The 24,036-nt window shown below is 66.8% G+C and carries 22 protein-coding genes; 8 read left to right on the top strand and 14 right to left on the bottom strand.

What is annotated here, in order from left to right:
• The first annotated feature begins 199 nt into the window (after window positions 1–199).
• Complete coding sequence (locus ACWGIC_RS10755) at window positions 200–1,105, top strand: NADP-dependent oxidoreductase (RefSeq protein ID WP_452075675.1); 906 nt, start codon at window positions 200–202, stop codon at window positions 1,103–1,105.
• A gap of 430 nt (window positions 1,106–1,535) precedes the next feature.
• Here ACWGIC_RS10755 and ACWGIC_RS10750 read toward each other — a convergent pair whose 3' ends face one another.
• The 4 genes from ACWGIC_RS10750 to ACWGIC_RS10735 form a co-directional block, all read right to left on the bottom strand.
• Window positions 1,536–2,420 carry a lysophospholipid acyltransferase family protein gene (locus ACWGIC_RS10750; RefSeq protein WP_452075674.1) on the bottom strand — a complete coding sequence of 295 codons (885 nt, stop codon included), beginning with the start codon at window positions 2,418–2,420 and terminating at the stop codon, window positions 1,536–1,538.
• The gene (locus ACWGIC_RS10745) at window positions 2,417–3,199 is read right to left on the bottom strand and encodes a GNAT family N-acetyltransferase (RefSeq protein ID WP_452075673.1); all 783 of its coding nucleotides are present in this window, start codon (window positions 3,197–3,199) and stop codon (window positions 2,417–2,419) included. The genes ACWGIC_RS10750 and ACWGIC_RS10745 overlap by 4 nt, the downstream gene beginning before the upstream one ends.
• 175 nt (window positions 3,200–3,374) lie before the next feature.
• Window positions 3,375–4,334, bottom strand: coding sequence for an electron transfer flavoprotein subunit alpha/FixB family protein (locus tag ACWGIC_RS10740; RefSeq protein ID WP_452075672.1), 960 nt, complete (start codon window positions 4,332–4,334; stop codon window positions 3,375–3,377).
• A gap of 28 nt (window positions 4,335–4,362) precedes the next feature.
• Window positions 4,363–5,148: an electron transfer flavoprotein subunit beta/FixA family protein gene (locus ACWGIC_RS10735; protein ID WP_452075671.1), complete on the bottom strand. Its 786-nt coding sequence runs from the start codon at window positions 5,146–5,148 to the stop codon at window positions 4,363–4,365.
• Window positions 5,149–5,391: 243 nt separating this feature from the next.
• Between ACWGIC_RS10735 and ACWGIC_RS10730 the strand changes: the two genes are divergently transcribed.
• The gene (locus ACWGIC_RS10730; RefSeq protein WP_452075670.1) at window positions 5,392–6,231 is read left to right on the top strand and encodes a DegV family protein; all 840 of its coding nucleotides are present in this window, start codon (window positions 5,392–5,394) and stop codon (window positions 6,229–6,231) included.
• Here the strand turns inward: ACWGIC_RS10730 and ACWGIC_RS10725 are convergent.
• Window positions 6,209–6,640 (bottom strand): hypothetical protein, encoded by a 432-nt coding sequence (locus tag ACWGIC_RS10725; protein WP_452075669.1) that lies wholly within the window; start codon window positions 6,638–6,640, stop codon window positions 6,209–6,211. The two genes, ACWGIC_RS10730 and ACWGIC_RS10725, sit on opposite strands and share 23 nt — an antisense overlap.
• 53 nt (window positions 6,641–6,693) lie before the next feature.
• Here ACWGIC_RS10725 and ACWGIC_RS10720 point away from each other — a divergent pair, with 53 nt between their 5' ends.
• The 3 genes from ACWGIC_RS10720 to ACWGIC_RS10710 are packed head-to-tail and all read left to right on the top strand — an operon-like array spanning window position 6,694 to window position 9,502.
• Window positions 6,694–7,467, top strand: a complete 774-nt coding sequence (locus ACWGIC_RS10720) for a methyltransferase domain-containing protein (RefSeq protein WP_452075668.1) — start codon at window positions 6,694–6,696, stop codon at window positions 7,465–7,467.
• On the top strand, window positions 7,464–8,993 hold the full coding sequence (locus ACWGIC_RS10715) for a 1,4-alpha-glucan branching protein domain-containing protein (protein ID WP_452075667.1): 1,530 nt from the start codon (window positions 7,464–7,466) through the stop codon (window positions 8,991–8,993). Before ACWGIC_RS10720 ends, ACWGIC_RS10715 begins: the two co-directional genes overlap by 4 nt.
• Before the next feature lie 17 nt (window positions 8,994–9,010).
• A complete protein-coding gene (locus ACWGIC_RS10710; protein ID WP_452075666.1) occupies window positions 9,011–9,502 on the top strand; it encodes a glutathione peroxidase in 492 nt (163 codons plus the stop codon).
• A gap of 327 nt (window positions 9,503–9,829) precedes the next feature.
• Here the strand turns inward: ACWGIC_RS10710 and ACWGIC_RS10705 are convergent, their stop codons facing one another.
• Window positions 9,830–11,644, bottom strand: a complete 1,815-nt coding sequence (locus ACWGIC_RS10705; RefSeq protein WP_452075665.1) for a glycoside hydrolase family 2 protein — start codon at window positions 11,642–11,644, stop codon at window positions 9,830–9,832.
• 518 nt (window positions 11,645–12,162) lie between these two features.
• Between ACWGIC_RS10705 and ACWGIC_RS10700 the strand changes: the two genes are divergently transcribed.
• Complete coding sequence (locus ACWGIC_RS10700) at window positions 12,163–13,416, top strand: glycosyltransferase family 4 protein (protein WP_452075664.1); 1,254 nt, start codon at window positions 12,163–12,165, stop codon at window positions 13,414–13,416.
• A 68-nt stretch (window positions 13,417–13,484) separates the two neighbouring features.
• On the opposite strand, the gene ACWGIC_RS10695 is transcribed toward ACWGIC_RS10700, so the two are convergent.
• From ACWGIC_RS10695 to aceA, 6 genes are all read right to left on the bottom strand, one after another.
• Window positions 13,485–13,883, bottom strand: coding sequence for a MarR family winged helix-turn-helix transcriptional regulator (locus tag ACWGIC_RS10695; protein ID WP_452075663.1), 399 nt, complete (start codon window positions 13,881–13,883; stop codon window positions 13,485–13,487).
• Between the two features lie 285 nt (window positions 13,884–14,168).
• Window positions 14,169–14,954, bottom strand: a complete 786-nt coding sequence (locus tag ACWGIC_RS10690) for an alpha/beta fold hydrolase (protein WP_452075662.1) — start codon at window positions 14,952–14,954, stop codon at window positions 14,169–14,171.
• A gap of 145 nt (window positions 14,955–15,099) precedes the next feature.
• Window positions 15,100–15,504, bottom strand: coding sequence for a DMT family transporter (locus ACWGIC_RS10685; protein ID WP_452075661.1), 405 nt, complete (start codon window positions 15,502–15,504; stop codon window positions 15,100–15,102).
• 34 nt (window positions 15,505–15,538) lie between these two features.
• Window positions 15,539–15,856: a DMT family transporter gene (locus ACWGIC_RS10680; RefSeq protein WP_452075660.1), complete on the bottom strand. Its 318-nt coding sequence runs from the start codon at window positions 15,854–15,856 to the stop codon at window positions 15,539–15,541.
• An 846-nt stretch (window positions 15,857–16,702) separates the two neighbouring features.
• Window positions 16,703–18,307 (bottom strand): malate synthase A, encoded by a 1,605-nt coding sequence (gene aceB / locus ACWGIC_RS10675; protein ID WP_452075659.1) that lies wholly within the window; start codon window positions 18,305–18,307, stop codon window positions 16,703–16,705.
• A 70-nt stretch (window positions 18,308–18,377) separates the two neighbouring features.
• The gene (aceA, locus tag ACWGIC_RS10670) at window positions 18,378–19,667 is read right to left on the bottom strand and encodes an isocitrate lyase (protein ID WP_037811829.1); all 1,290 of its coding nucleotides are present in this window, start codon (window positions 19,665–19,667) and stop codon (window positions 18,378–18,380) included.
• A 229-nt stretch (window positions 19,668–19,896) separates the two neighbouring features.
• Here aceA and ACWGIC_RS10665 point away from each other — a divergent pair, with 229 nt between their 5' ends.
• Complete coding sequence (locus tag ACWGIC_RS10665) at window positions 19,897–21,321, top strand: short-chain fatty acyl-CoA regulator family protein (RefSeq protein WP_452075658.1); 1,425 nt, start codon at window positions 19,897–19,899, stop codon at window positions 21,319–21,321.
• A gap of 61 nt (window positions 21,322–21,382) precedes the next feature.
• A complete protein-coding gene (gene ilvA, locus ACWGIC_RS10660) occupies window positions 21,383–22,639 on the top strand; it encodes a threonine ammonia-lyase IlvA (protein WP_452075657.1) in 1,257 nt (418 codons plus the stop codon).
• A 208-nt stretch (window positions 22,640–22,847) separates the two neighbouring features.
• On the opposite strand, the gene ACWGIC_RS10655 is transcribed toward ilvA, so the two are convergent.
• Both ACWGIC_RS10655 and ACWGIC_RS10650 read right to left on the bottom strand, forming a co-directional pair.
• A complete protein-coding gene (locus ACWGIC_RS10655; protein ID WP_452075656.1) occupies window positions 22,848–23,192 on the bottom strand; it encodes a nuclear transport factor 2 family protein in 345 nt (114 codons plus the stop codon).
• Window positions 23,193–23,258: 66 nt separating this feature from the next.
• Complete coding sequence (locus ACWGIC_RS10650; protein WP_452075655.1) at window positions 23,259–24,014, bottom strand: acyltransferase; 756 nt, start codon at window positions 24,012–24,014, stop codon at window positions 23,259–23,261.
• Window positions 24,015–24,036: the final 22 nt, after the last annotated feature.

Raw genomic sequence — 24,036 nt, 5'->3', positions numbered from 1 at the left:
GGATGGGTCAAGGGCTCCTTGCGGGCTACCGATCAGCACTGTCTGTGTCACGACGGCCGGGTACGGCCAGGGTGAGCGAGCGAGGCAGGGACGCGGGTCTCGCCGTTGACTGGCGAATCGAACGTGCGGTTCGGAATGCGCCGGATGCTGGTTGGCTTTAAGCAGGACGTACGGCGACCGAAGGAGAGTGCGAACCAAGATGCGAGCCATCACTTTCGCCGAGTACGGCGGGCCCGAAGTGCTCCAGCTGAAAGAAGTTCCGGCACCGGAGCCCGGTCCCGGACAGGTGCGGGTCGCGGTCAGGCGCGCAGGGATCAACCCGATCGACTGGAAGATTCGTTCGGGGGCGATGGCCGGCGGGGCGGCGCTCGAAAGTCCGCAGATCCCGGGGCTGGAGATCGCGGGCGTGGTTGACGCGGTGGGCGACGGCGCTGAATTCAGCGTCGGAGACGAGGTGTTCGGCTGGTCGGCGACCGGCGGGTATGCCGAGTTCGCGCTCGGCGGAGCGATCGTTCGCAAGCCAGCCGACCTCTCCTGGGATGACGCGGCCGCGTTGCCGGTAGCTGGCGAAACTGCGTTACGCGTTTTGCGTCTGCTCGACGTCAAAGCTGGCGAACTTTTGGTGGTCCATGGAGCGAGTGGCGCTGTCGGTCGTCTCGCGACACAGATCGCGGTCGCGTTGGGCGCGACCGTCATAGGAACGGCTGGACAGCACAATCTCGATGAGGTGAAAGCGCTGGGCGCGATTCCGGTCCGTTACGGCGACGGGTGGCTGGATCGGGTCCGTAATGCGGCGGACCGGCCGGTCGACGCGGTGTTCGATGCGTCTGGCCATGGCGTCTTGCCGGAATCGGTCGAGTTGCGCGGGTCGAAGGAGCGCATCGTGACCATTGCCGACGGTGCGGCCTTCGAGCTTGGGTTGCCGTTCTCGTCTGGTGGCCGGGACGAGCAGACGCAAGAGGTACTGAACGAGATCCTCGGTTATGTACACAATGGACTGAGGATTGCGCAGGGGAAGACCTACCCGTTGGAGGAAGCCGCAGCTGCGCAGGAGGAGAGTCGGAGCGGGCACCCTGGAGGGAAGCTGACAATTGCCGTTTCATGACCACAGGCTTCGGCTAGGCTCGATGACGGTGCAGCACAGGTGATTGGGCGTTGCCGCTGGGCAACAACCGCGGCAGGCAGGCCGTTGCCGCTCAGTGGCGAAAAGGCGGAGCACGGCGAGCAGGTGCGCTGAGGCATGCGACTTTCGACGTTCAGTGGCGACAAAGGCGAGGCGCCGCAAACCAGGTGCGCCGCCGTAAGCGATTCAGTGCCATTCAGGTGGCGGCGGATGGCAGGCCAGCGGTTACGGGGGACGAACGGTGCAGCTGTAGCCATCCGGTGGCAAAGCAAGCCGGGTGGTTGTCGCCGTTGAGTGGCGAATGGGCTGGCTACGGTCGAGCGTCATGCCAGTCGGCGGGGCCGGAGCGCTGCGGAGAGGTTTCGCCAAAAAACGGCAACGCCTCTCCGCGACGCCTTGGCCAGGGCGTTCGTCAGTGCACAACCGGTTGGGAGGACACCCGACGGCCGACCAGGACCCGGCGACGCTGCGGCGGGATGCGGACTGTGCCGAGGGCCGAGTGGACAGATGCCTCGGCAAGCGCTGCTAGCGAACGGCGGTCTTCGGCACGGCCGGGGGCGATCTCCGGGCACACGTGCACTTCCAGGACCAGACCGCGCAGCGCGGCGACCCGGCGCAACGACGCGATGAGCGACTCCGGCCCGATGAACGCCGGCTGGCTGGTTTCGCGGCCATCCGCGAGGCGGTAGCGCAAAGCGATCGGCCGAACCGGGACGCCACCGTCGATCGCGGCTTGGAAGGTGGCCGTGGTGAAGCGGCCGGAGGCTAGGCCGCACCAAGTCGTGCCCTCGGGGGTGACGTTGACGAGCGCGCCGGCGCGGAGGCTCTCAGCCAGTTCGGACATGGTGTCCGGCAAGGTGCGCAAACGGTTGCGGTCCAGGAAAATGCTTCCGCCGCGACGCACGAGCGTGCCCAAGACCGGCCACGAGCCGATCTCGATCTTCGCGAGCGCGCGCATCGGGCGCAGGGCGTTGATGGCGATGATGTCCAGCCACGAGATGTGGTTGTTCACCACGAGAGCGCCGCGGCCAGCCGAAGCGGCGAGGAAGTCCGCACCGCCCACAACAGACATCCGTACGCCGAACGCCCTCAGTACCGCCCGGAAAATCCGGCGCACCAGTCGTTCCCGGCTCCGGCCGCGAAGCACCAGCAACGCCGGCGCGATCAGCAACGCCGCGAAGACCACTGAAACCGCCGCAGTGAACCGCAAGATTCGCCGCGGCAAGCCAACCGTGGGCGCGCCCTCGGTGAGGCAACCGTCACCGCAGGGCGACGTCGGCATCCATGCGTGACTCATCCTTGCGCTCCGAGGAAGAACTTCAAGTACCGCTCGTCGACCTGCTGCAGATCAAGAAGGACGAAAAAGTCCGCGACCCCGAAGTCGGCGTCGAGGGCCGGCGGGCCGCACACCTTGGCGCCAAGCCGCACGTAACCCTTGATCAACGGCGGCAGCATGGCCCGGTCGGGACGCGCGATTGCGCCCGGATCCCATGGGTTCAACGGCGAGACTTGCAGCGAGTCAGCGGCATGGTGCTTGGTGCGCAAGACATCCCAGACCCCTGCGGCGTAGCTGCCGCCATCGTTCAGCGACACCGAAGCGCAGCCGGCGAGATAACGGTGTCCGGAAAGGAGCATGTAGCGCGCGATCCCCGCCCACACCAGGCTCACGACCGCACCGCTGCGGTGGTCGGGGTGGACACAGGACCGTCCAGTCTCGACCAAGGACGGCCGCAGCGCGGCAAGCGTCGTCAGGTCGAATTCGCTGTCGGAGTAAAGCTTCCCGGCCTGTGCGGCGCGATCCGGCGGGAGCATGCGGTAGCAGCCGACGATCTCGCCGGTGTTGTCGTCGCGGACCACGAGGTGGTCGCAGAATTCGTCGAAGTAGTCGACATCCCGGCCGGGCTCCGGGGAATGCAGTTCCGCCCCCATCTCCTCGGCGAAAACCCGGTATCGCAGTTTCTGCGCGGCGAGCACTTCATCGTTCCCGTTGGCGACCAGAAGCGAATACCGCGGAGCGCCTGCGGGAAGGTCGGCACCCGCCTGATCAGTACTGACGAGGAGCTGTGACGACGTCATGGTCAAGGTGTACCTGCCGGTAAGCGGCCTCGGAGAGTGCCAATCGATGACCGGTCAGTGCACGTTGAGTTAATTGCCGGTTCTCAGGTTCCTCTCAGGCGGGCGAGAGCTTCCGGAGAACGCGGAAGGCCGCCGCGTGGCGAGCACGCGACGGCCTTCCGGGCGAAAGAAAACGTCAGCCCTTGCGCTTGTCGACAGCCTCGGTCAGCTGCGGCGCGACGTTGAACAGGTCGCCCACCACGCCGAAGTCGGCGATCTCGAAGATCGGAGCCTCCGCGTCCTTGTTGACCGCGATGATCGTCTTCGACGTCTGCATGCCGGCGCGGTGCTGGATCGCGCCGGAGATGCCGAGCGCGATGTACAGCTGCGGCGACACCGTCTTGCCGGTTTGGCCGACCTGGAACTGCGCCGGGTAGTAGCCGGAGTCGACAGCGGCACGGGACGCGCCGACAGCCGCGCCGAGCGAGTCGGCCAGCTTCTCGACGACGTCGAACTTCTCCGCCGAACCGACGCCGCGGCCACCGGACACGACGATCGACGCCTCAGTCAGCTCCGGACGGTCGCCGCCGACAACCGGCTCGATGCCGGTGATCTTGGCCGACTTCGCCGGGTCCTGCGCCGGGATCTCGACGGTCTCCTCGGCGGCCGCGCCCTCGGCGGCTTCCGCCTCGACCGCACCCGGACGCACCGACACGACCGGCGCACCCTTGGCAGCCTTGGCCTTCACGGAGAACGCGCCACCGAAGATGGACTGGTCCACGGTGCCGTCGGCGTTGACCCCGACCGCGTCGTAGAGCAGACCGGAGCCCAGCCGCAGCGCGACCCGCGCGGCCACCTCTTTGCCCTCGGCGCTGGCGGCGACGAGCACCGCGGCCGGGGAGACCTGCTCAGCGAGCTTCGCGAGCACGTCCACCTTCGGGGTCACCAGGTAACCGGCAGCGTCGTCGCCCTCGGCGACGTACACCTTCGCCGCGCCGTGGCCGGCGAGCGCTTCCTTGGCCTTCGCCGCGGTGCCGGTCGGGCCCACCACGACAGCGGAGGGCTCGCCAAGGGCGCGCGCAGCGGTCAGCAGCTCGAGCGTGACCTTCTTGACATCACCGTCGACGTGGTCGACGAGGACGAGTACTTCAGCCATTTTCCGGAATCCTCCTCGAAACCGTGTCTCAGATGAGCTTCTGCGCGACCAGGTACTCAGCGACCTTCGAGCCGCCGTCGCCCTCGTCCTCGACCTTCTCGCCCGCGGTGCGCGGCGGCTTCGGCGAGGCCTCGACGACCGACGACCACGCGTTGGCGAGACCGACCTCGCCCGCGTCGATGCCCAGGTCGGCGATGGTCAGCGTCTCGACCGGCTTCTTCTTCGCGGCCATGATGCCCTTGAACGACGGGTAACGCGGCTCGTTGATCTTCTCGCTCACGCTCACCAGCGCCGGCAGGTTCGCCTCGAGGTGGGTGATGCCGTCTTCGGTCTCGCGGTCGGCCTTCACGGCGGAGCCCTCGACGGTCAGCTGACGCACGTAGGTCAGCTGCGGCACGCCGAGCAGCTCGGCGAGGATCGCGGGCACGGCGGCACCGCGGCCGTCCGACGCCTCGTTGCCGGCCAGGATCAGGTCGTAACCCTCGACCTTTCCGACAGCGGCGGCGATGACCTTCGCGGTGGCGATCGCGTCGGAGCCGTGCAGCGCCTCGTCGGACACGTGGATGGCCTTGTCGGCGCCCATGGAGAGCGCCTTGCGGATCGCGTCGGTGGCGCGGTCCGGGCCGACCGAGATCACGGTGACCTCGCCCTCGCCGGCTTCCTTGATCTTGAGGGCCTCTTCGACGGCCTTCTCGTTGATCTCGTCGAGCACGGCGTCGGCGGATTCGCGGTCAAGGGTGTTGTCGGAACCGGAGAGCTTCCGCTCCGAGTAGGTGTCCGGTACCTGCTTGACCAGGACAACGATGTTCGTCATGGGTCTTCTTCGACCTCCCGGTTGGGGCCGGCTCTCGGCCGCGGGACAGTGCTCTACTGAGCGGTAGATTAGGGGCAATTCCGCGGCCGGACCCCTCGAGGTGACGGCATTCACCTGGATGAGCAATCTAATGGGACGATCGTCCTAGTAGTTGACCGGTTAGCCCGTCCAGCGCGCCGCTCGCCCGATCGGAGCAACGGTCACTTACTCGCAGTAGGCCGTTAGGGGTTACGCTCCGGCACCATGTCCGCGCACATCGCCGTAGTCACCGACTCGACCTCGTGCCTGCCCGAGCAGCTCGCCGCTCAGTGGCGAATCAGTGTCGTCCAGGTCCAGCTGCACGTCGGCGACCAGACGGACGACGAGCACCGCTTCGACCGGAGCGAGCTCATCCAGACCATGAAGTCCGGCGCGGCCGTCACGACTTCGCCGCCCGATCCGGGCGCGTTCTTCTGGACCTACCAGGACGCGGCCACCGCCGGTGCGTCCGCCATCGTCAGCCTCCACATCTCCGGACGGCTTTCGCAGACCGTCGAAGCCGCGCGCGAGGCTGCCCAGCAGGTCCGCATTCCTGTGCACATCCTCGACAGCGGGACGGCCAGCATGAGTCTCGGCTACGCGGCGGTGTCCGCCGCCCGCGTCGCCGGAGCCGGCGGACAGCTCGAGCGGGTCCTGGACGCCGCGGAACGGCGAGTGCGCAGCTCGACCGAACTGATCTACGTGGACACGCTGGAGTACCTACGACGATCGGGACGGATCGGCACCGCTCAGTCGATGCTCGGAAGTGCGTTCTCGATCAAGCCTCTGCTCACCGTCCGCAATGGGGAAGTGAGCCCGCTCGCCCGGGTCCCCGGCACTAAACGAGCGATGAACCGGCTGGTCGACCTGGCCGCGAAGGCCGCAGGCGACCAACCGGTGGACCTCGCGGTGACCCGGTTCGGCTCCGACGAGACCGAAGTCGTCCAGCGGCTGCGGGAGCGCGTGCCGGGAGCGGGCGAGATCGTGGTGGGCGACGCGAGCACCGTGATAGGCGCTCACGTCGGCCCAGGTGCGCTCAGCATCACGGTGTCGCCGTCGAACTGACCTCGATTCGCCGCCCCGGGACCAGAAGCACCACGAGCGGCAGCAGGACCGTAACCGCGAGCCCGCCGATGATGAGCACCTGGTCGAGCTGCGGATAGTGCCCGACGTGACCCGCGTGGTAGATGAAGTGCGGGACCGCGAACAGCAGCGCCGCGATCGCCACCAAGCGGGCGACAGTTGTGGTGCCCATCACGGCAGCGCCGACGAGCATCGTGCCGAGCGCCAGGCTGAGGCCGCCGAAATCGATGATGAAGTGCTCGTTGTAGGGGCCGTCCATGGAAACCCAGCCGTGCCGGAAACCGGGAAAGTCCTGGTAGAACCCCATCGGGTCGAGCAGCGGCCAGAGCCCCTGCACCAGGGTGTAGAGGCCGAGCAGGATCAGGAGGATGCGCGTGATCGTCCGTTGCATACCGCTGGAACGAGACGGCTGCGCGAAACGTGACAGGCGCTAGGGTCGCGCAGGTGACCAACGCAGCCACCCGGGCCGAGGCACTGCACCTCACCGGCGAACGAACCGTCCCCGGCATACCCGAGGAGAATTACTGGTTCCGCCGTCATGAAGCTGCCTACCTCGCTCTCCTCCCCCATTGCGCCGACGCGACAGTGCTCGAAGCCGGCTGCGGCGAGGGCTACGGCGCCGGGCTTATCGCCCAGCACGCCCGGCGAGTGCTCGCGCTGGATTACGACGTGCCGACCACCGAGCACGTCGCACGCCGATATCCGGACGTCGCCGTCGCTCGGGCGAACCTGGCATACCTCCCGCTGCGGGACGGGGCGATCGACGTGGTGGCGAACTTCCAGGTGATCGAGCACCTGTGGGACCAGGACGGTTTCCTCGCCGAATGCTTCCGAGTCCTGCGCCCGGGAGGGAAACTGCTCGTCACGACCCCGAATCGGCTCACTTTCACGCCGGACAGCGACACCCCGCTCAACCCGTTCCACACGCGCGAACTGGCACCGTCCGAATTGGACGGCCTGCTGCGCGCTGCCGGATTCACTGTCGCCGCGCTGCACGGGCTGCACCACGCGGAAACCCTGCGCGCCGTGGAAGGTCGTTACGGCGGCTCCATCATCGACGCCCAGCTGGACGTCGTCATGGGCTCCCTTCCCGGACAGGCCAGCTGGCCTGCGGACCTCCTCGCGGACGTCGCGGCGATCAAGGCCGACGACTTCGCCGTGCACGGCGACGACCTCGACGCGAGCCTCGACCTGGTGGCCGTGGCGGTGCGCCCGTGAGCCCCCGGAATCCCGCGTACGAAGGCACGTTCTGCCTCGTCCTGCACAGCCACCTGCCGTGGCTGCCGCACCATGGCAGCTGGCCGGTCGGCGAGGAATGGCTGTACCAGGCGTGGACTCATTCCTACCTGCCCGTCGTCGACCTGCTGCGCCGTTTCGCCGCTGAGGGGCGACGCGACGTTTTGACGCTCGGCATGACGCCGGTCCTCGCCGCTCAGCTCGACGATCCGTACGCCATCCGCGCCTGCCACGACTGGGTCGGCCATTGGCAGCTGCGCACGCAGCACGCATCGACGCTCTGGCACGGCGATCCGTTGCTGCGCGACCTCGCGGCCGCCGAGCACCAGGCCGCGATGCACGCCACCGAGGAGCTGGAAACGCGCTGGCGGCATGGTTTCTCGCCACTCCTGCGGTCGCTTGTGGACAGTGACACGATCGAACTGCTCGGCGGACCGCTGGCGCATCCGTTCCAGCCATTGCTGGACCAGCGGGTGCGACGGTTTGCCCTCCAGGCCGGGTTGGAGGACACCGCGCTGCGCATCGGTCGCGCACAAGAAGGTATTTGGGCACCTGAATGTGGTTACGCACCGGGAATGGAACAAGATTATCACGACGCCGGCGTGCGACGCTTCCTTGTCGACGGCCCTTCACTCCATGGTGACACCTCAGCCGCGCACCCCGTCGGCGACTCCGACGTCGTCTGCTTCGGCCGCGATCTCGAAGTCACGTACCGAGTTTGGTCGCCAAAAGCTGGGTATCCGGGCCATGCGGCGTACCGGGATTTCCACACCTGGGCACACGAAGTCGGACTGAAGGCATCACGGGTCACCGGAAAAACCGTTGAACCACAAGACAAAGCCCCCTACGACCCCGCACTCGCCGCGGACGTTCTAGGTTCGCACGTCAAGGATTTCGTCGAAACAGTCGTGGCGCGGTTGAGGTCCCTCCGTGAACAACACGGCCGCGAATCGCTCGTCGTCGCGGCCTACGACACTGAGCTTTTCGGCCACTGGTGGCACGAAGGTCCCGCATGGCTCGAAGGAATCTTGCGTGCACTGCCCGAAGCAGGCGTCCGGGTGACCACGTTGCGCGGCGCGCTCGAAGCCGGCCACCTGGGCGAGCCGGTTCAACTGCCAGCTTCCTCGTGGGGCTCCGGCAAGGATTGGCGAGTCTGGGATGGCGAACAGGTCGCGGACATGGTGCAGGACAACACTGCACTGCAGTCCCGGCTGCTCGACTTGGTGGACAAGCACGATGGGACCACTCGCGACGCCGTTGCCGACCAGGCCGTCGCCGAGGCGATGATGGCGCTGTCCAGCGACTGGGCGTTCATGGTCACCAAAGACTCCGCCGCCGATTACGCCCGCCGGCGTGCCCGGGTGCACACCGAACGATTCGATGCCTTGGCAGGGTTGCTCCGCAGCGGAGATCGTGCCCGCGCCCTTGCCCTGGCGGAGGAATACCGTCGGGCCGACGGCCCGTTCGGACATCTGGACGCGCGTGCCCTGCGCCGTCCTCCCGCATGACGATCGAAGGGAATTCCATGGGAATCCGCGACCTGCCCCTCAAGACTCTGTCTGGCGACGACGCCACTCTCGACGGGCCGCTGGCCGGCAAGACGCTGCTCGTGGTGAACGTGGCGTCGAAGTGCGGGTTGACGCCGCAGTACACCGGACTGGAACGGCTTCAGGAACGCTACGGCGACAAGGGCTTCTCAGTCGTCGGGTTCCCGTGCAACCAGTTCGCCGGCCAGGAACCAGGCACGGCGGAGGAAATCCAGACGTTCTGCTCCACCACGTACGGAGTGTCGTTCCCGCTGTTCGAGAAGATCGACGTCAACGGCGAAGGGCGGCACCCGCTCTACGCGAGCATCACGGAAACGCCCGACGCGGAGGGCGAAGCCGGCGACGTGCAGTGGAACTTTGAGAAGTTCCTGATCAGCCCGGACGGCAAGGTGCTCGGCCGCTTCCGGCCGCGCACGGAGCCAGAAGACGAGACGATCGTCGCGGCGATCGAAGCGGCTCTGCCTGCTTGAGTTCCGGTTCTGCTCTCCGGCCTGCGGTTTTAGCGGCTGGAGAGCATTTGCCGTTTTTCGGCAACAACTCGCCGACGCGGGGCCAGCTGGGCTCTGTCGCCGTTCACCGGCAATTCGGCATCACCGGTCGCCGCGGCGCTGTAGTCGCTGACCGGTGACGTGAAGCAGCATGTCCGGACACACAGCATCTCGCCAGCGTCGAACACGCCGTTGTCCAGGTTGTCGCCGCTGAGCGGCGAATCGCAAGTCAGCCTGGTTCGTCCCCCAGGCCGCAGTCCCTGGACGGGACTGTCTATCTTGCGTTGCCGCTCAGTGGCGAATCGCTGGTCAACGGCTGTCCGGAGCCTCGCCAGCCAGCTCGGCTGCGGTCTTCACCTCGGGGTACGAACCACGCGCAATCACCGTTCGGTTGTGGTTCGAGGCTTCGGCGAAGTCGAGCTTCTGCACTCGGCGGTCGTAGGTAAGGAGGCCGTTCACTTCGTTCTCTACATCAGTGGTCTGAGTGTAGATCGCACCGGACAACCCCAGAGCGGAAACCACCTCTTCGAGGCGTTCACTCACCTCCGCGTACCGGCGCGTGAGGTGCGCGGAATCGGTTGTCATCTCGTACGCGTTGGGCGGACCTGGCCAGATGTGGCCCTCGAGGACCAAGCCCAGGCCACCGTATTCGCCGTCCACCAATGCGCGATGGTCCCCCTCGTGCGGCTCCCCTGGCCCGACGTACGTGTGATCGTCGTAGACGTCGCCGGCACCAGTGTCCGGGCGGGAGAAACAGCAGTTCACGCCGCTGTTGGCGATCACCAGCCGAGTCGGGTCGAGTTCTTTGGCGAGTGCTGCTATCCGGGCCGTGTCGAATTCTCCCCAGCCTTCGTTGAACGGCACCCAGGCAACGATCGACGTGACATTGCGCAACTGGGCGATCATTTCCCGCAATTCAGCCTCGAATCGCCGCTGTCCTTCGGGCAACGGATCCGGTGCGTGGCCGGGCGGCCCGGCGAATGAGACAACCAGCGACGGCATGTCCTGCCAGACGACCAGCCCTAGCCGGTCCGCCCAGTAGTACCAGCGCGCGGGCTCTACCTTGACGTGCTTGCGGACCAGGTTGAACCCGAGTTCCTTCGTCTTCTCGAGATCGAACCGGAGCGCTTCGTCCGTCGGCGCGGTGTAACCGCCGTCCGGCCAGTAGCCCTGGTCGAGTGGTCCGTGCAGGAAGGTGATCCGGCCGTTCAACGCGATCCGTGGCCGTCCGTCGACATCCGGGACGATTTCTACCGTTCGCAGGCCGCAATAACTGGCGACCTCGTCCACGACGTCACCGTGCGCATCCAGCAGACGGACGGTGATGTCGTAGAGAAACGGATCGTCGGGAGACCACGGGTGCGGTTCCGGAAGGTTGGCCCGCAGGCGTGCACCCGCGGTGCCCAGAATGCGCGCTGCCTCGTCGCCGTTTGGCGGCGAAACAACCAACTCCACTTGAGTACCGCCCGTGACCTGCGGGAACACCGAAACGCCGGATAAGTCCGAGGTGACTTCCAGGGATGAAATGCGCTCGTTCGGCACCGGTTCGACCCACACGGTCTGCCAGATTCCCGACGTCGACGTGTAGCAGATACCGCCAGGTTCGTTGCGCTGCTTGCCGATCGGGTAAGGCTCGACGTCCGTGCGGTCCTCTGCGCGAACGGTAATTTCCTGCGGTCCTGATGCACGGAGCGCGTCCGTGATGTCCGCTGGGAACGAGGTATACCCGCCCTCATGGGTGACCACCGACTGGTTGTTGACCCGCACCTCGGCCTTCTGGTCGACTGCACCGAAATGCAGCAACACCCGTTGCCCACGCCAGCTTTCAGGGATCTCGAACAACCGTCGGTACCACAGCACTTCGTCGCGTCGGCCAATCCCGGAGAGCGCCGACTCCGGCGCGAAGGGAACCAGGATGCGCTCGCTGTACCCGATTGGTCGCGGCTCTGCGGGCGAAGCAGGCCATCCTGCGTACTCCCAGATGCCGTTGAGGCTCAGCCATTCCGGCCGGCGCAGCTGGGGGCGCGGATACTCGGGCAGCACCGCAGCCGGGTCGACTCGGTCGGTCCACGGTGTGGTCAGCGGCGGATGCGCGCGCTGCCATTCGGGCTCTGTCGGAGTCATCACCGATCATGGTGGCAGAGAACCGCGAGCCGCGGCATGGATTGAGGACCGCTGGGACGGTCGGTGAACGGATCCTGCTCGATGGTTGGGTCAGGGTTCCGGTGGTCGTCGGCTGGTCCTCGGCGGAGCCTCCTTGGGAGGCGTGGAGCTGCCGTCGGCGACCGTTTCGCCACTCAGCGGCTAATAGCTGGTCAGCCGCAGATGAGCGCGCTGAAGCCCGGGGAACGGAGGTAGCTGCGGCGGGTGAAGGCCGCCGGTTTCAGTGCGTGGTCGCAGCGCGAACTTACGGATCGGTTTGGCCGACGATACTGTCCGGGACAAACGGGCTGAGCTGCGTCGATGCGGTCGTCACGGGCTGGCGAACCGACCGGGCGGAGCTGTTGCCGTTTTTTGGCGAAACTCTCTGACCAGCGGCTTCTTCCCTGCTCAGGCACTTTTCCGCCAGGTACCGACGGGACTTTCCGGCGGTCGCTCGGGCGGCCGCCCCGGGGTTAGCGACTGGCGAGTAACCTCGGGCCATGCGCGTGCTGATGTTGTCCTGGGAGTACCCGCCGGTGGTCATCGGCGGGCTGGCCCGGCACGTTCACGCGCTGGCGCGGCACCTCGCGCAGCAGGGCCACGAAGTAGTCGTGCTGTGCAGGCACGCGGCGGGTACCGACGCCTCGACGCATCCGCGTAGCGATCGGGTCATCGAAGGGGTCCGGGTTGTCCGGGTGGCCGAGGATCCGATGCACCTGACTTTCGAGCGGGACCTCGTCGCGTGGACGCTCGCCATGGGGCACGCCATGATCCGGGCTGCGCAGGATTTGCTCCGCACGTGGCAGCCCGACGTCGTCCATGCCCACGACTGGCTGGTCACGCATCCGGCGATCGCTGTCGCCGAGGCGGCCCGGGTGCCGCTCGTCGGGACGATCCATGCGACCGAAGCGGGCCGGCATTCGGGTTGGCTGTCGCATCCGCTCAATCAGCAGGTGCATTCGGTCGAATGGTGGCTTGCCAACCGCTCCGACGCGGTCATCACCTGTTCGCAGGCCATGCGCAAGGAAGTCGCGCATCTCTTCGAGATCGATCCGGCCGACGTCGCGGTGATCCACAATGGCATCGAGGGACGCAGCTGGCGGGTGTCCTCCGGCGAAGTCGCGAGGATGCGGGAGCAGCACAGCCCGGACGGTGCCCCGTTCCTGCTGTTCTTCGGCCGGTTGGAGTGGGAAAAGGGCGTTCAAGACCTGCTGGCCGCGTTGCCCCGGATCCGCCGTCAGTTCCCGGGAACACGAGTGGTCGTCGCCGGAAAAGGGCGACATCACGACGAGCTCGTCGCGCAGGCTCGCAAACTGCGGATTCGGCGGGCGGTGGACTTCGTCGGTCATCTCTCCGACCGCGACCTGCGTGCTCTTCTCGCCGCGGCCGACGCGGTCGTGTTGCCGAGCCGGTACGAGCCGTTCGGGATCGTCGCGCTGGAGGCCGCTGCGGCGAAAGCGCCGCTGGTGGCGTCGACCGCGGGTGGGCTTGGCGAGGTGGTCATCGACGGGGAGACCGGCTTGGCTTTCGCGCCGGGTGACGTCGCCGGTCTCGCCTCGTCCGTGGTGACCGTCTTGAGTGACGTCCCGGCTGCGACCCGGCGCGCGCGTGCGGCTCAGGCCCGGCTCGGCGCGGATTTCGATTGGGGGCGGATCGCGGAGGCGACCGTCGAGGTCTATCGGCGGGCTCGAGTCGGCGAGCCAGTGGAGTTGGGGCGGCCGAAGATCGCGACTGGCAACGCGTTCGAGGTGTAGGACGCGCTGGTTCGACGGCGGATTCGGAAATTCGCCGTTCAGTGGCGACTGCCTGGTCAGGGCACCTGTCAGCGGGGATCGACGGCCGCGATGAGGTCGCGGTAGTCAGGGTCTGCTGCCACTCGGTCGAACGCGCCGGCCAGGGCGGCTTCGTAGACCGGGACGGCTTTGCGCAACGTGGCCCGTCCGGCGTCAGTGATTCCGGTGTAGACGCCGCGGCGGTCGTATTCGCAGAGACGGCGTTCGGTGAGGCCGGTCCGCTCTAGCCGGCCGACGAGGCGGGTCGCGGAGCTTTGGTTGAGCGACGTCGCGTCCGCGAGTTCCTGCATGCGGAGTTCGCCGTCGGGACGATCGGCCAGTGACATCAGGGCGACGAATTCCGAGAAACCCAGGTGCAGCTGCCGTTGCAGGGCTTGTTCGACCTCGTGGTCGATACGGCTGCGGAGCGCCATCATGCGGGGCCACATCGCGCCGAGGGTGGTGAGTTTCGCCCCTGTTGACTTGCGTCCAGGGGAAGGTGTGGTGGCCACGGGAACGACCTCTCAGGCAAACCGCGTCCGGCATCTTGGAGCGACGCCGAGACCTCTTGTATAGCACATGTGCGTGCATGCATTTGACGTTCGTGAACTCGCTCGTTGTCTGGAGAGCGTGGCATCGGAGCAGGGGCGGGACTAGGCGTTCTGAATGCACCAGAAGCTAGACGGATCGTTGCGCTGTTTCGCGGCCTGGCTTTGATCGCTTGACGGAACCGGTCAGGGCAACGACTGCAGGAACTGTTGCAGCAGCGGGTTGACCTGCTCCGGATGAGTCAGAGTTGGCGTGTGGGCCGCGCCGCGGATCACTTGCACGTCGCCTGCGTTCGGGAGGCGTTCGCTCAGCAGGTCCATGCGGTCACGAGGAAGGGAAACGTCCTGTTCGCCCCACATCAGCAACGTCGGGCAGGTGATTTCGTTCAGGCGATTCGAGATGCCGTCTCGCTCCAGCAGGCAGTGCGCGGCCGGGCCTAACGGTAGCGCGGGTGCGGCACGCCATCGTGCGCGCAACTCGTCACGTAGGTCGGACTCTCCGAGCAACTGTGTCGACAGGGGTATGATGAGGTCATCAATGGGGCCATATTCGCGCAATGCGGCGAACATGTCGCCGTAGGCTGCTTTGTCGGCTGGATCGCACGGTGTTGCTTCGGTGCCCCATAGGACGAGGCCTGCGACCCGTTCGGGTGCCAGCAATGCAATCCGCAGTGCTGTGAAGCCGCCTTGGGACAGTCCGCCTGCGACGGCGCGTTCGATGCCCAGGTGGTCCAGCAGTCCGAGCGCGTCTTTGGCCTGGTCCCAATAGGTGTAGGACGCACCGGGGTCGTCGTCCGGGGTTTGCCCGTGACCGCGGGCGTCCCAGGTGATCAGGCGCCACTCCGGCGCGAGCATCGCTGCTTGCGGCGAGAAGGTTGAGTGGTCCAGGAAGTAGCCATGGCTCAAGAGCACGACCGGTCCGTCTCCCCCGGTGTCGGCGAAGAAAAGCCTGCGGTCGTTGACTGTCGCCATGGGCATTCGGCTGGCCTCCAGTTTAGTCGCAAACAATGGTGCCGCGCCGGTGCAGCGTAGTGACAAAACGCGATCATCGGTGCCTTCGGCCAGGCCTAGGCAGGGTCGATGCCAGTTGATCTGCGGGACGCCGAGATGGATACGGTCAGTCGTCGGTTTTCGCCGAATCGGTTGAGCCGCCGGCGAGTTTGAGACAGATGACTCCGGCGATGATCACAGCCAGGAACAGGATTCGCAGCGGTCCCAGGCTTTCGCCGAAGATGATCGCGCCGAAGATCGCGGCACCGCTCGCGCCGATTCCGGTCCAGACCGCGTAGCCGACGCCGACGTCGATCGTGCGCAAGGCCAGGCTGAGCGTGAAAATCGTGGCGGCAGCTGTGAGCACTGTGGCGATGGACCACGGCAGGTTGGTGAAGCCGCGGCTGCCGTCCGTGCTGACGGCGAACGCGATTTCGCAGACTCCGGCGAAGAGGAGAATGCCCCACGCTCGGCGGGTGGTCTGCACCTTCTCCGGCGCGATGACTGGTGCTGCCTCGGGCTGAACGGACACAGCGGAAATCCTTTCGGGAGCGGGAAAATGAGAGTCAGGCACCGGTCAGCTGGAGCCCGATGATGCCGCAGACCACCAGGCCGAAGCCGATGAGCTTGCGCCAGTTGAGCTTCTCTTTGAAGATCAGCGCGCCCAGCAGCACGATGCCGACCGAGCCGAGACCGGTCCAGATCGCATAGCCGACGCCGACGTCCATGCTCAGCAGGGCGCGGCTGAGGAAGAAGATGCCGCCAGCCGCCATGACCAGCGTGAACACCGACGGCCACAGCTTGGTGAACCCGTCGGTGGCGTTGGCTCCGAGCGCGAAGGCGATCTCGAAGAACACGGCGATGCCGAGGTAAAGCCAGTGCATGGTTTCTCCGGGTGCGAGTGAGGTCGGAAGCTGCTCGGCACCCTCGCCGGCGACGCTCCCCCAGGTAGTTACATGTGCAATATATGTATGTCGAATCAAATAAGCAAGGGGTGCGCGGCGGGTGGGAGTAGGGATTCAGGGTGGCTGCCAAGGACGCGAGCTGCAGTGGGCAGCAGGGCGATCAGTACTTGAAAAATGGCGTTGACCAGGTATTCGCCACTGAGCGGCAACGGGCAGTTCGAGCGGCCGAGGTCGGGGGTCGAGAGTTCCGCGAAGCCCGGTCGTATCGCCAGCCGGACGGAGTGAGGAGCCGGATTCTTGGCTGGATTGGCCGCCTAGCGAGCGCGACGGTTGGGCGCGGGAAGCGTCTGGATCCCGCTTGGGCGGAGCGGACAAGGTCAACTTGGCATGAGCCGGTTCGGAGGAAGCAGGCGGCTGGGGTTGGATGTCGTGTCCGGGCCGGGTGGCGCGGTCGAACCGACGGCAGCGATCAGGAGGCTCAGACGTGGGCCGTGATCAACCGTACCGAAGGGATCTGCCGCCGAGCGACCGTGAAAACCCAAGCAACAGCCCGGAGGCACCAGCGTCCGGGTATGCGCAGGCGTCAAGTCACGGGCACGGAGGCGAGTAGGAACCCGAGCAAAGAGCGCAGAAGCACCGGAACACCTCCGCGAAACCGAAAACCCGCGCCCCCTCGCCCAGCAAGAGGCGAAGGTGCGCGGGTCCGGAAAGACCCGGGTCCGGTGGCGGGGAGCCTCCGCCACCGGACCCGTCCCCAGCACCATCCCAAAATGTGGTGCGGGGTAACCGGTCGCCGGTGGTCAGGTCACTGGCGACCGGAGCCTGTCACCGCTCGGTCAGGTAGCGGGCGTAGGCGACAGTCGTGAGGAAGCTCGGCAGCTTCTCGCCGAGGGCGGTTTCGGTGAAGATCGCGCGGGCGTCGTCGAGGCGGGCCGACGGGCCGAGGTCCGTGCGGACCTTCGCCAGTTCGTCGTCCAGGAACTCGACGGCCAGCTCGTGGGTCAGCGCCGTGCCGTCCTCGAGCTTCGTGCCGTTGCGGATCCACTGCCACACCTGGCACCGCGCGATCTCGGCCGTCGCGGCGTCCTCCATGAGGTTGTGGATCGCCGCGGCACCGGTGCCGCGCAGCCAGGAGTCGATGTAGCGGAGGGCGACGTTGATGTTTGCCCGCACACCCGCTTCGGTCACCTCGCCGCCGGCGCTCGCGACGTCGAGCAGGTCCGAAGCTTCGACCGACACGTCTTCGCGCAGCTTGCCGAGCTGGTTCGGCCAGCCGCCGAGCACGCGGTCGAACACCTCGCGGCACACGGGCACCAGGCCGGGGTGCGCGACCCACGAGCCGTCGAAGCCGTCGCCTGCCTCGCGTTCCTTGTCCTGGCGGACCTTCTGCAGCGCGTTTTCGTTGGTGGCCGGGTCCTTGCTCGGGATGAACGCCGCCATTCCGCCGATCGCGTGCGCCCCGCGACGATGGCAAGTGCTGACGAGCAGTTCGGTGTAGGCGCGCATGAAGGGGACCGTCATCGTCACCTGAGCACGGTCCGGCAGTACGAAGTCGGCACCGTGCGCGGAGAAGTTCTTGATGACGCTGAAGATGTAGTCCCAGCGACCGGCGTTCAGGCCGGCCGCGTGCTCGCGGAGTTCGTAGAGGATCTCGTCCATCTCGAAGGCCGCGGTGATCGTCTCGATCAGCACGGTCGCGCGGATCGTGCCGCGCGGGATGCCGAGTTCCTTCTGCGCCAGCAGGAAGACGTCGTTCCACAGTCGCGCTTCCTGGTGGCTTTCCAGCTTCGGCAGGTAGAAGTACGGGCCGCTGCCACGCGCCAGGAGCTGCCGGGCGTTGTGGAAGAAGTACAGGCCGAAGTCCACGAGGCTCGCCGAAACCGGGCGGCCGTCGATGCGGATGTGCTTCTCGACCAGGTGCCAGCCGCGGGGACGGGCGACGATCGTCGCCGGGTCGTCGCCGATCGTGTAGCGCTTGCCGGCCTCGGTGGTGAAGTCGATGTTGCGGCGGATGGCGTCGAACAGGTTGAGCTGGCCGTCGATGACGTTGTGCCAGGTCGGCGAGGTGGCGTCCTCGAAGTCCGCCAGCCACACCTTCGCGCCGGAGTTGAGCGCGTTGACCGTCATCTTCCGGTCGGTCGGGCCGGTGATCTCGACGCGCCGGTCCTCGAGACCGGGCGCGACGGGGGCGATGTGCCAGCTCTCGTCCGCCCGGACGGAGCGCGTCTCGGGCAGGAAGTCCAGCTGCTCCTCCCCCGACTGCAGCCGCTCGCGACGACGGCGGCGCTCGTCGAGGAGTTCGCGGCGGCGTCCGGCGAAGGTGTTGTCGAGTTTGGCTACGAAGTCCAGTGCTGCCGGGGTGAGGATCTCGGCGAAGCGGCCATCGGCGGGCCCGGTGACCTCGATGCGGGTGTTCAACGTGTCAGCCATCTCGTACCTCCGCGAAGGGGGAAAGGAAGGGGGCGGGCCGGCGACCGGAATCGCCGGCCCGCGGGGTGCGTCAGTGGAACTGGTCTTCTTCGGTCGAACCCTTGAGCGCGGTGGTCGAGCTCTCCGGGTTCAGCGCGGTGGACACCAGGTCGAACCAGCCGGTGCCGACCTCGCGCTGGTGCTTCGTCGCGGTGTAGCCGCGCTCCTCCGAAGCGAACTCGCGCTCCTGCAGGTCGACGTAGGCGCTCATGCCGTTGCGGGCGTAGCCGTGCGCCAGGTCGAACATCGAGTAGTTCAGCGCGTGGAAACCGGCCAGCGTGATGAACTGGAACTTGTAGCCCATGGCGCCGAGCTCGCGCTGGAACCGCGCGATGGTGTCGTCGTCGAGGTGCTTCTTCCAGTTGAACGACGGCGAGCAGTTGTAGGCCAGCATCTGGTCCGGGTACTGCGCCTTGATCGCCTCGGCGTACTTGCGGGCGACCTCGAGGTCCGGCGTGGAGGTCTCCATCCACAGCAGGTCGGCGTACTGCGCGTAGGCCAGGCCGCGGTCGATGCACGGCTCGATGCCGTTGTTGACCTCGTAGAAGCCCTCGGAGGTGCGGCCGCCGGTGAGGTACTTGCGGTCGCGCTCGTCGACGTCGCTGGTCAGCAGGGTCGCGGCCTGCGCGTCGGTGCGGGCGACGACCAGGGACGGCACGTTCAGCACGTCGGCGGCGAGACGGGCGGCGTTCAGGGTGCGCTCGTGCTGCTTGGTCGGGATGAGGACCTTGCCGCCGAGGTGGCCGCACTTCTTCTCGGACGCGAGCTGGTCTTCCCAGTGCACGCCCGCGGCACCGGCCGCGATCATGCCCTTCATCAGCTCGAACGCGTTCAGCGGACCGCCGAAGCCTGCCTCGGCGTCGGCGACGATCGGGGCGAACCAGTCGATGTCGCCGTTGCCCTCGGCCCAGTTGATCTGGTCGGCGCGGCCCAGCGCGTTGTTGATGCGGCGGACGACGGCCGGGACCGAGTTGGCCGGGTAGAGGCTCTGGTCCGGGTAGGTCTGGCCGGCGAGGTTGGCGTCGGCGGCGACCTGCCAGCCGGACAGGTAGATAGCCTTGAGGCCGGCGCGCACCTGCTGCACGGCCTGGTTGCCGGTGAGGGCGCCCAGCGCGTGGACGTAGTCCTCGCTGTGCAGCAGCTCCCACAGCTTCTCGGCGCCGCGGCGGGCGAGGGTGTGCTCTTCGACGACCGAACCGCGAAGCTTCACCACGTCGGCGGCGGAGTAGGTCCGCTGGACGCCCGCCCAGCGGGGGTCGGTCTTCCACTGCTCGGCCAGCTCGGCCGCCGCCTGCTCGAGCTGATTGGCCTGCTCGGTCATCGGACTCTCCCGTGTTGCGAAGTTTGCGATTGCTCGCCTTGCCTGGTCACGACCCTGACACGAGCGGGAAAACTCGGTCTACGGCTCCAATTTGCCAATTTCTGCGAAGATTGCCTAGCATGTTGCAAAGGTTGCGAATCTGCCGTTCGCAACCGCAGCGAAAATTCGCGGGCTTGATCGTTCACGTAATCGTTCAGGCCCGGAAACCTTCCGGCCGGACGGAGCTCTCATGGACAAAACTTTCGCCGGAGCGCGGCTGCGGCATTTGCGCGAAAGCCGGTCGATGAGCCAGGCGGACCTCGCCCGTGTGCTCGAGATCTCACCCAGTTACCTCAATCAGATCGAGCACAACTCGCGCCCGCTGACCGTGCCGGTGCTGCTGCGGATCACGCAGGCGTTCGGCGTCGACACGGAGTTCTTCGCCAACAACGACACCTCGCGGCTCGTCGCTGACGTGAAAGAAGCCCTGCTCGACGAGGCCGTGGGCATCGAGGCGACCACGAGCGAGCTGAACGAGCTGGCCAGCAATCTGCCGTCCATCGCCCAGGCGCTGGTGAAACTGCATCGCAGCTACCGCAACGCAGTGGAGAGCACGGCCGCGCTGACCACGGAAAACGGGCTCGGCCTGCATGGGAGCGCCGCCGCGCCGCTGCCGCACGAGGAGGTCCGCGACTTCTTCTACGAGCGGGAGAACTACGTCGCCGAACTGGACGAACGGGCCGAGCGGATGGCCGCCCAGATCCCGCTGCGGCGCGGGTCGGTGCTCGGGTCCCTCAAGGAACGGCTTTGGCAGCGATACGGCGTCGACGTGACGAACGAGGGCATCAACGAATCCGCGGGCGAGCAGCATCGGTACGAGCCGGCGACGCGGGTGTTGCGGCTGGCACCGAGCCTGCGCGTCGGACAGCAGGCATTCCGGATGGCGTCCCAGATCGCGCTGCTGGAATACGACGACTTGATCACCGAACTCGCCGATTCGTGGGCGTTTTCCGGCCAGGCGGCGCGGACGCTCGCGCGGGTCGGCCTGGCGAACTACTTCGCCGGCGCGCTGATCCTGCCGTACAGCCCGTTCCTGGCCGCGGCCGAGGAGTTCCGGTACGACATCGAGCGGCTCTGCGATCACTTCGGCGTGGGTTTCGAGACCACTTGCCACCGGCTTTCGACTCTTCAGCGGCCAAAACAGCGTGGCGTGCCGTTCTCGTTCGTGCGGGTGGACCGCGCAGGGAACATGTCGAAACGCCAGTCGGCGGCGGGTTTCCACTTCTCGCGGGTCGGCGGCGCCTGCCCGTTGTGGAACATCTACGAGGCCTTCACCTCGCCGGGCAAGATCCTGACGCAAATCGCGGCGTTGCCGGACGGCAAGCGGTACTTCTGGGTCGCGCGGACGGTGTCGCGCAACATCGGCGGCTACGGCAGCCCGGGCAAGACGTTCACCGTCGGCCTCGGCTGCGAGCTGCGGCACGCCGGCCGGCTGATCTACTCCACCGGCCTTGACCTGGACGAACCCGCCGCCGCGACGCCGATCGGCATGGGTTGCAAGGTGTGCGACCGGCCCGCTTGTTCGCAACGCGCGTTCCCGGCGATCGGCAAACCGCTCACGGTCGACGAAAACACCAGCACCTTCGTCCCGTATCCGGCGGTGCCGAAGACGTGAACGCGGTCTGTGACGTGAGTGCCCCGGACGTGTTCACCGGGTGCGAAGTACATTCACCCGAGTGCACGACATCGACACGGTGAACGCAGAACTGGTCGAGCAGGCCGCCGAACGGCTAGCGGGCGTGGTCACACGCACTCCGCTGGAGCCCAACGCGCGTCTCTCGTCCCGCGTAGACGCGCGCGTCTGGCTCAAGCGCGAAGACCAGCAGACGGTCCGCTCGTACAAGATCCGCGGCGCGTACAACTTCATCGTGCAGCTCGACGCTGCGACGCGGGAGCGCGGTGTCGTATGCGCGAGCGCTGGCAACCACGCGCAAGGCGTCGCGTACGCGTGTCGCCGTTTAGGGGCGAACGGTCGCGTGTACGTGCCGGGCACGACGCCTCGGCAGAAGCGTGAACGCATTGCAGCGCTCGGCGGCGCGCACATCGAGGTCATCGTTGTCGGCGAGACGTACGAAGACGCTTTCGCAGCGGCTAAGGACGACGCCCACCGCACTGGAGCGACGCTCGTTCCGGCATTCGACGACGTCCGCACTGTCGCCGGTCAAGGCACTGTCGCGCTTGAAGTGGTTTCGCAGCTCGGCTTCGTGCCAGATGTCCTGGTCGTGCCGGTCGGCGGTGGCGGGTTGCTGGCGGGGATCGCGACGTGGGTCCGCGAGCGTCATCCGGACATCCGGGTCGTCGGCGTCGAACCGGCGGGCGCGATGTGCATGGCGGCGGCGCTTGAAGCTGGTGAGCCGGTGCGGATCGACGCGGTAGACCCGTTCGTGGACGGTGCCGCGGTGCGCGAGGCCGGCCGGGTGACCTTCCCGTTGATCCGGGACAGCGGCGCGGACCTTACGTCCGTCGCCGAAGGTGCGGTGTGCACGGAAATGCTGTCGATGTACCAGTCGGACGGCATCATCGCCGAACCCGCGGGGGCGCTCGCGGCCGCTTCGCTGGGGACGAGCGTGCAGGTCGAACCGGGGCAGACGGTGGTGTGCGTCGTGTCCGGCGGCAACAACGACGTCAGCCGGTACAGCGAAATTCTCGAACGTTCGCTGATGCATGAGGGGTTGAAGCACTACTTCCTCGTCAGCTTCCCGCAAGAACCTGGCGCGCTCCGGCGGTTCCTTGACGAAATCCTCGGGCCGGAGGACGACATCACGCGATTCGAGTACGTGAAGCGCAACAACCGGGAGATCGGCCCGGCGTTGATCGGCGTCGAGATCCCGCGGCGTGCGGATTTGCCGGGGTTGCTGGCGCGGCTGGAGAAGAGCCCGCTTCAGGTGGAGCGGGTGGAGCCGGGGAGTCCGCTGTTCCACTTCCTGCTCTGAGGTACCACTCGCTCGGCTGTTGCAACGGTCGGACGAGTGGGTCTCGGGTTCGCCGCGGCTGGAGCGTTTGCCCGGCGCGGCGGGCAGATGTCCTTGTCGAAAGCTGGCCAACCCACGTCAGCCGGAAACGCCGAACCTCCGCGCTACCTGCTGCGCAGGCTAGCGTTTTCGCAGGTCAGCGCGATTCGCCAAAAAACGGCAACACTGGTCAGCCGAGTTCGGCACTGCCCTCGCGGTAGATCTTCGCCGACTTGATGCGGTCTCCTGCCAGCCGATAGAAGCCAGCGATGGAGAAGACGCGGTCCTCGCCGTTGTGGGTGAGCCGCTCCGTCAATTGGGCGGCGACTTGATCACCGTCCGCGAGAACGTTCTCGACCGTCAACGTCGGGAGAAGTTGTTCCATAGCACCGCTGAACAGCTCGGTTAGTTCGTCGCGGCCGCGCGCGACGCTGCTGCCGGTGATCCAGACCGCGTCGTCGGTGAAGCCGTCGAGGAGAGCTTGGAGGTCACGGTCGTTGAAGGCGGCGACGTGCCGACGCAGAGCTTCGCTCATAAGGCGAGGCTATCGGCGTTGTCGTGTCATTTTCGCGACTGAACTCGACGCGCGACCCCCGCGACGTCAGCTGTCGCCGAGTGTTTTCTGCAGTGCTTTGTTCGCCTTGCGCGCCATGTCTGCGACGGCCTCTCGTCGGGCCGCATCCGCGGCGTAGTCGTCCTCGCGGTTCCGGACCACTCGGGCCGGTGAGCCGACCGCGATCGAGTAGTCCGGGATGTCACCGCGCACCACCGCGTGCGCGCCGAGCACGCTGCCGCGACCGACGCGCGTGCCCTTGAGGACGCTGACCTTCGTGCCGAGCCACGTGTCCGGACCGATCCGGACCGGCGACTTGACGATGCCCTGGTCCTTGATCGGGACGTGGATGTCCGCGGTCACGTGGTCGAAGTCGCAGATGTACACCCAGTCGGCGACCAGCGTGGCGGAGCCGAGCTCGATGTCGAGGTAGCAGTTGATCACGTTCTGCCGCCCGAACACCGACTTGTCGCCGATGCGAAGGGACCCTTCGTGACAGCGGATGGCATTGCCGTCGCCGATGTGCACCCAGCGGCCGATCTCCATCCGGCCGTACCCGGGACGGCAGTGGATCTCGACGTTCTTGCCGAGGAACAGCATGCCGCGCAGGATGATGTGCGGGTTCGCGATGCGGAATTTGAGCAGCCGGTAATAGCGCACGAGGTACCAAGGCGTGTACGCGCGATTGCGCAGCACCCAGCGCAGCGAGTCGGCCGTCAGGAACTTCGCCTGGTGCGGGTCCCGCCGGGCCCGCCGCCAGGCGCGCACGCGCGACAACGCGGGCGCACCCCACATCGACGTCATGCCCTTGACCGTAACCTGTGGA

The organism is Amycolatopsis sp. NPDC054798 (assembly GCF_053611505.1).
This window is presented reverse-complemented; position numbering and strand designations above follow the sequence as displayed.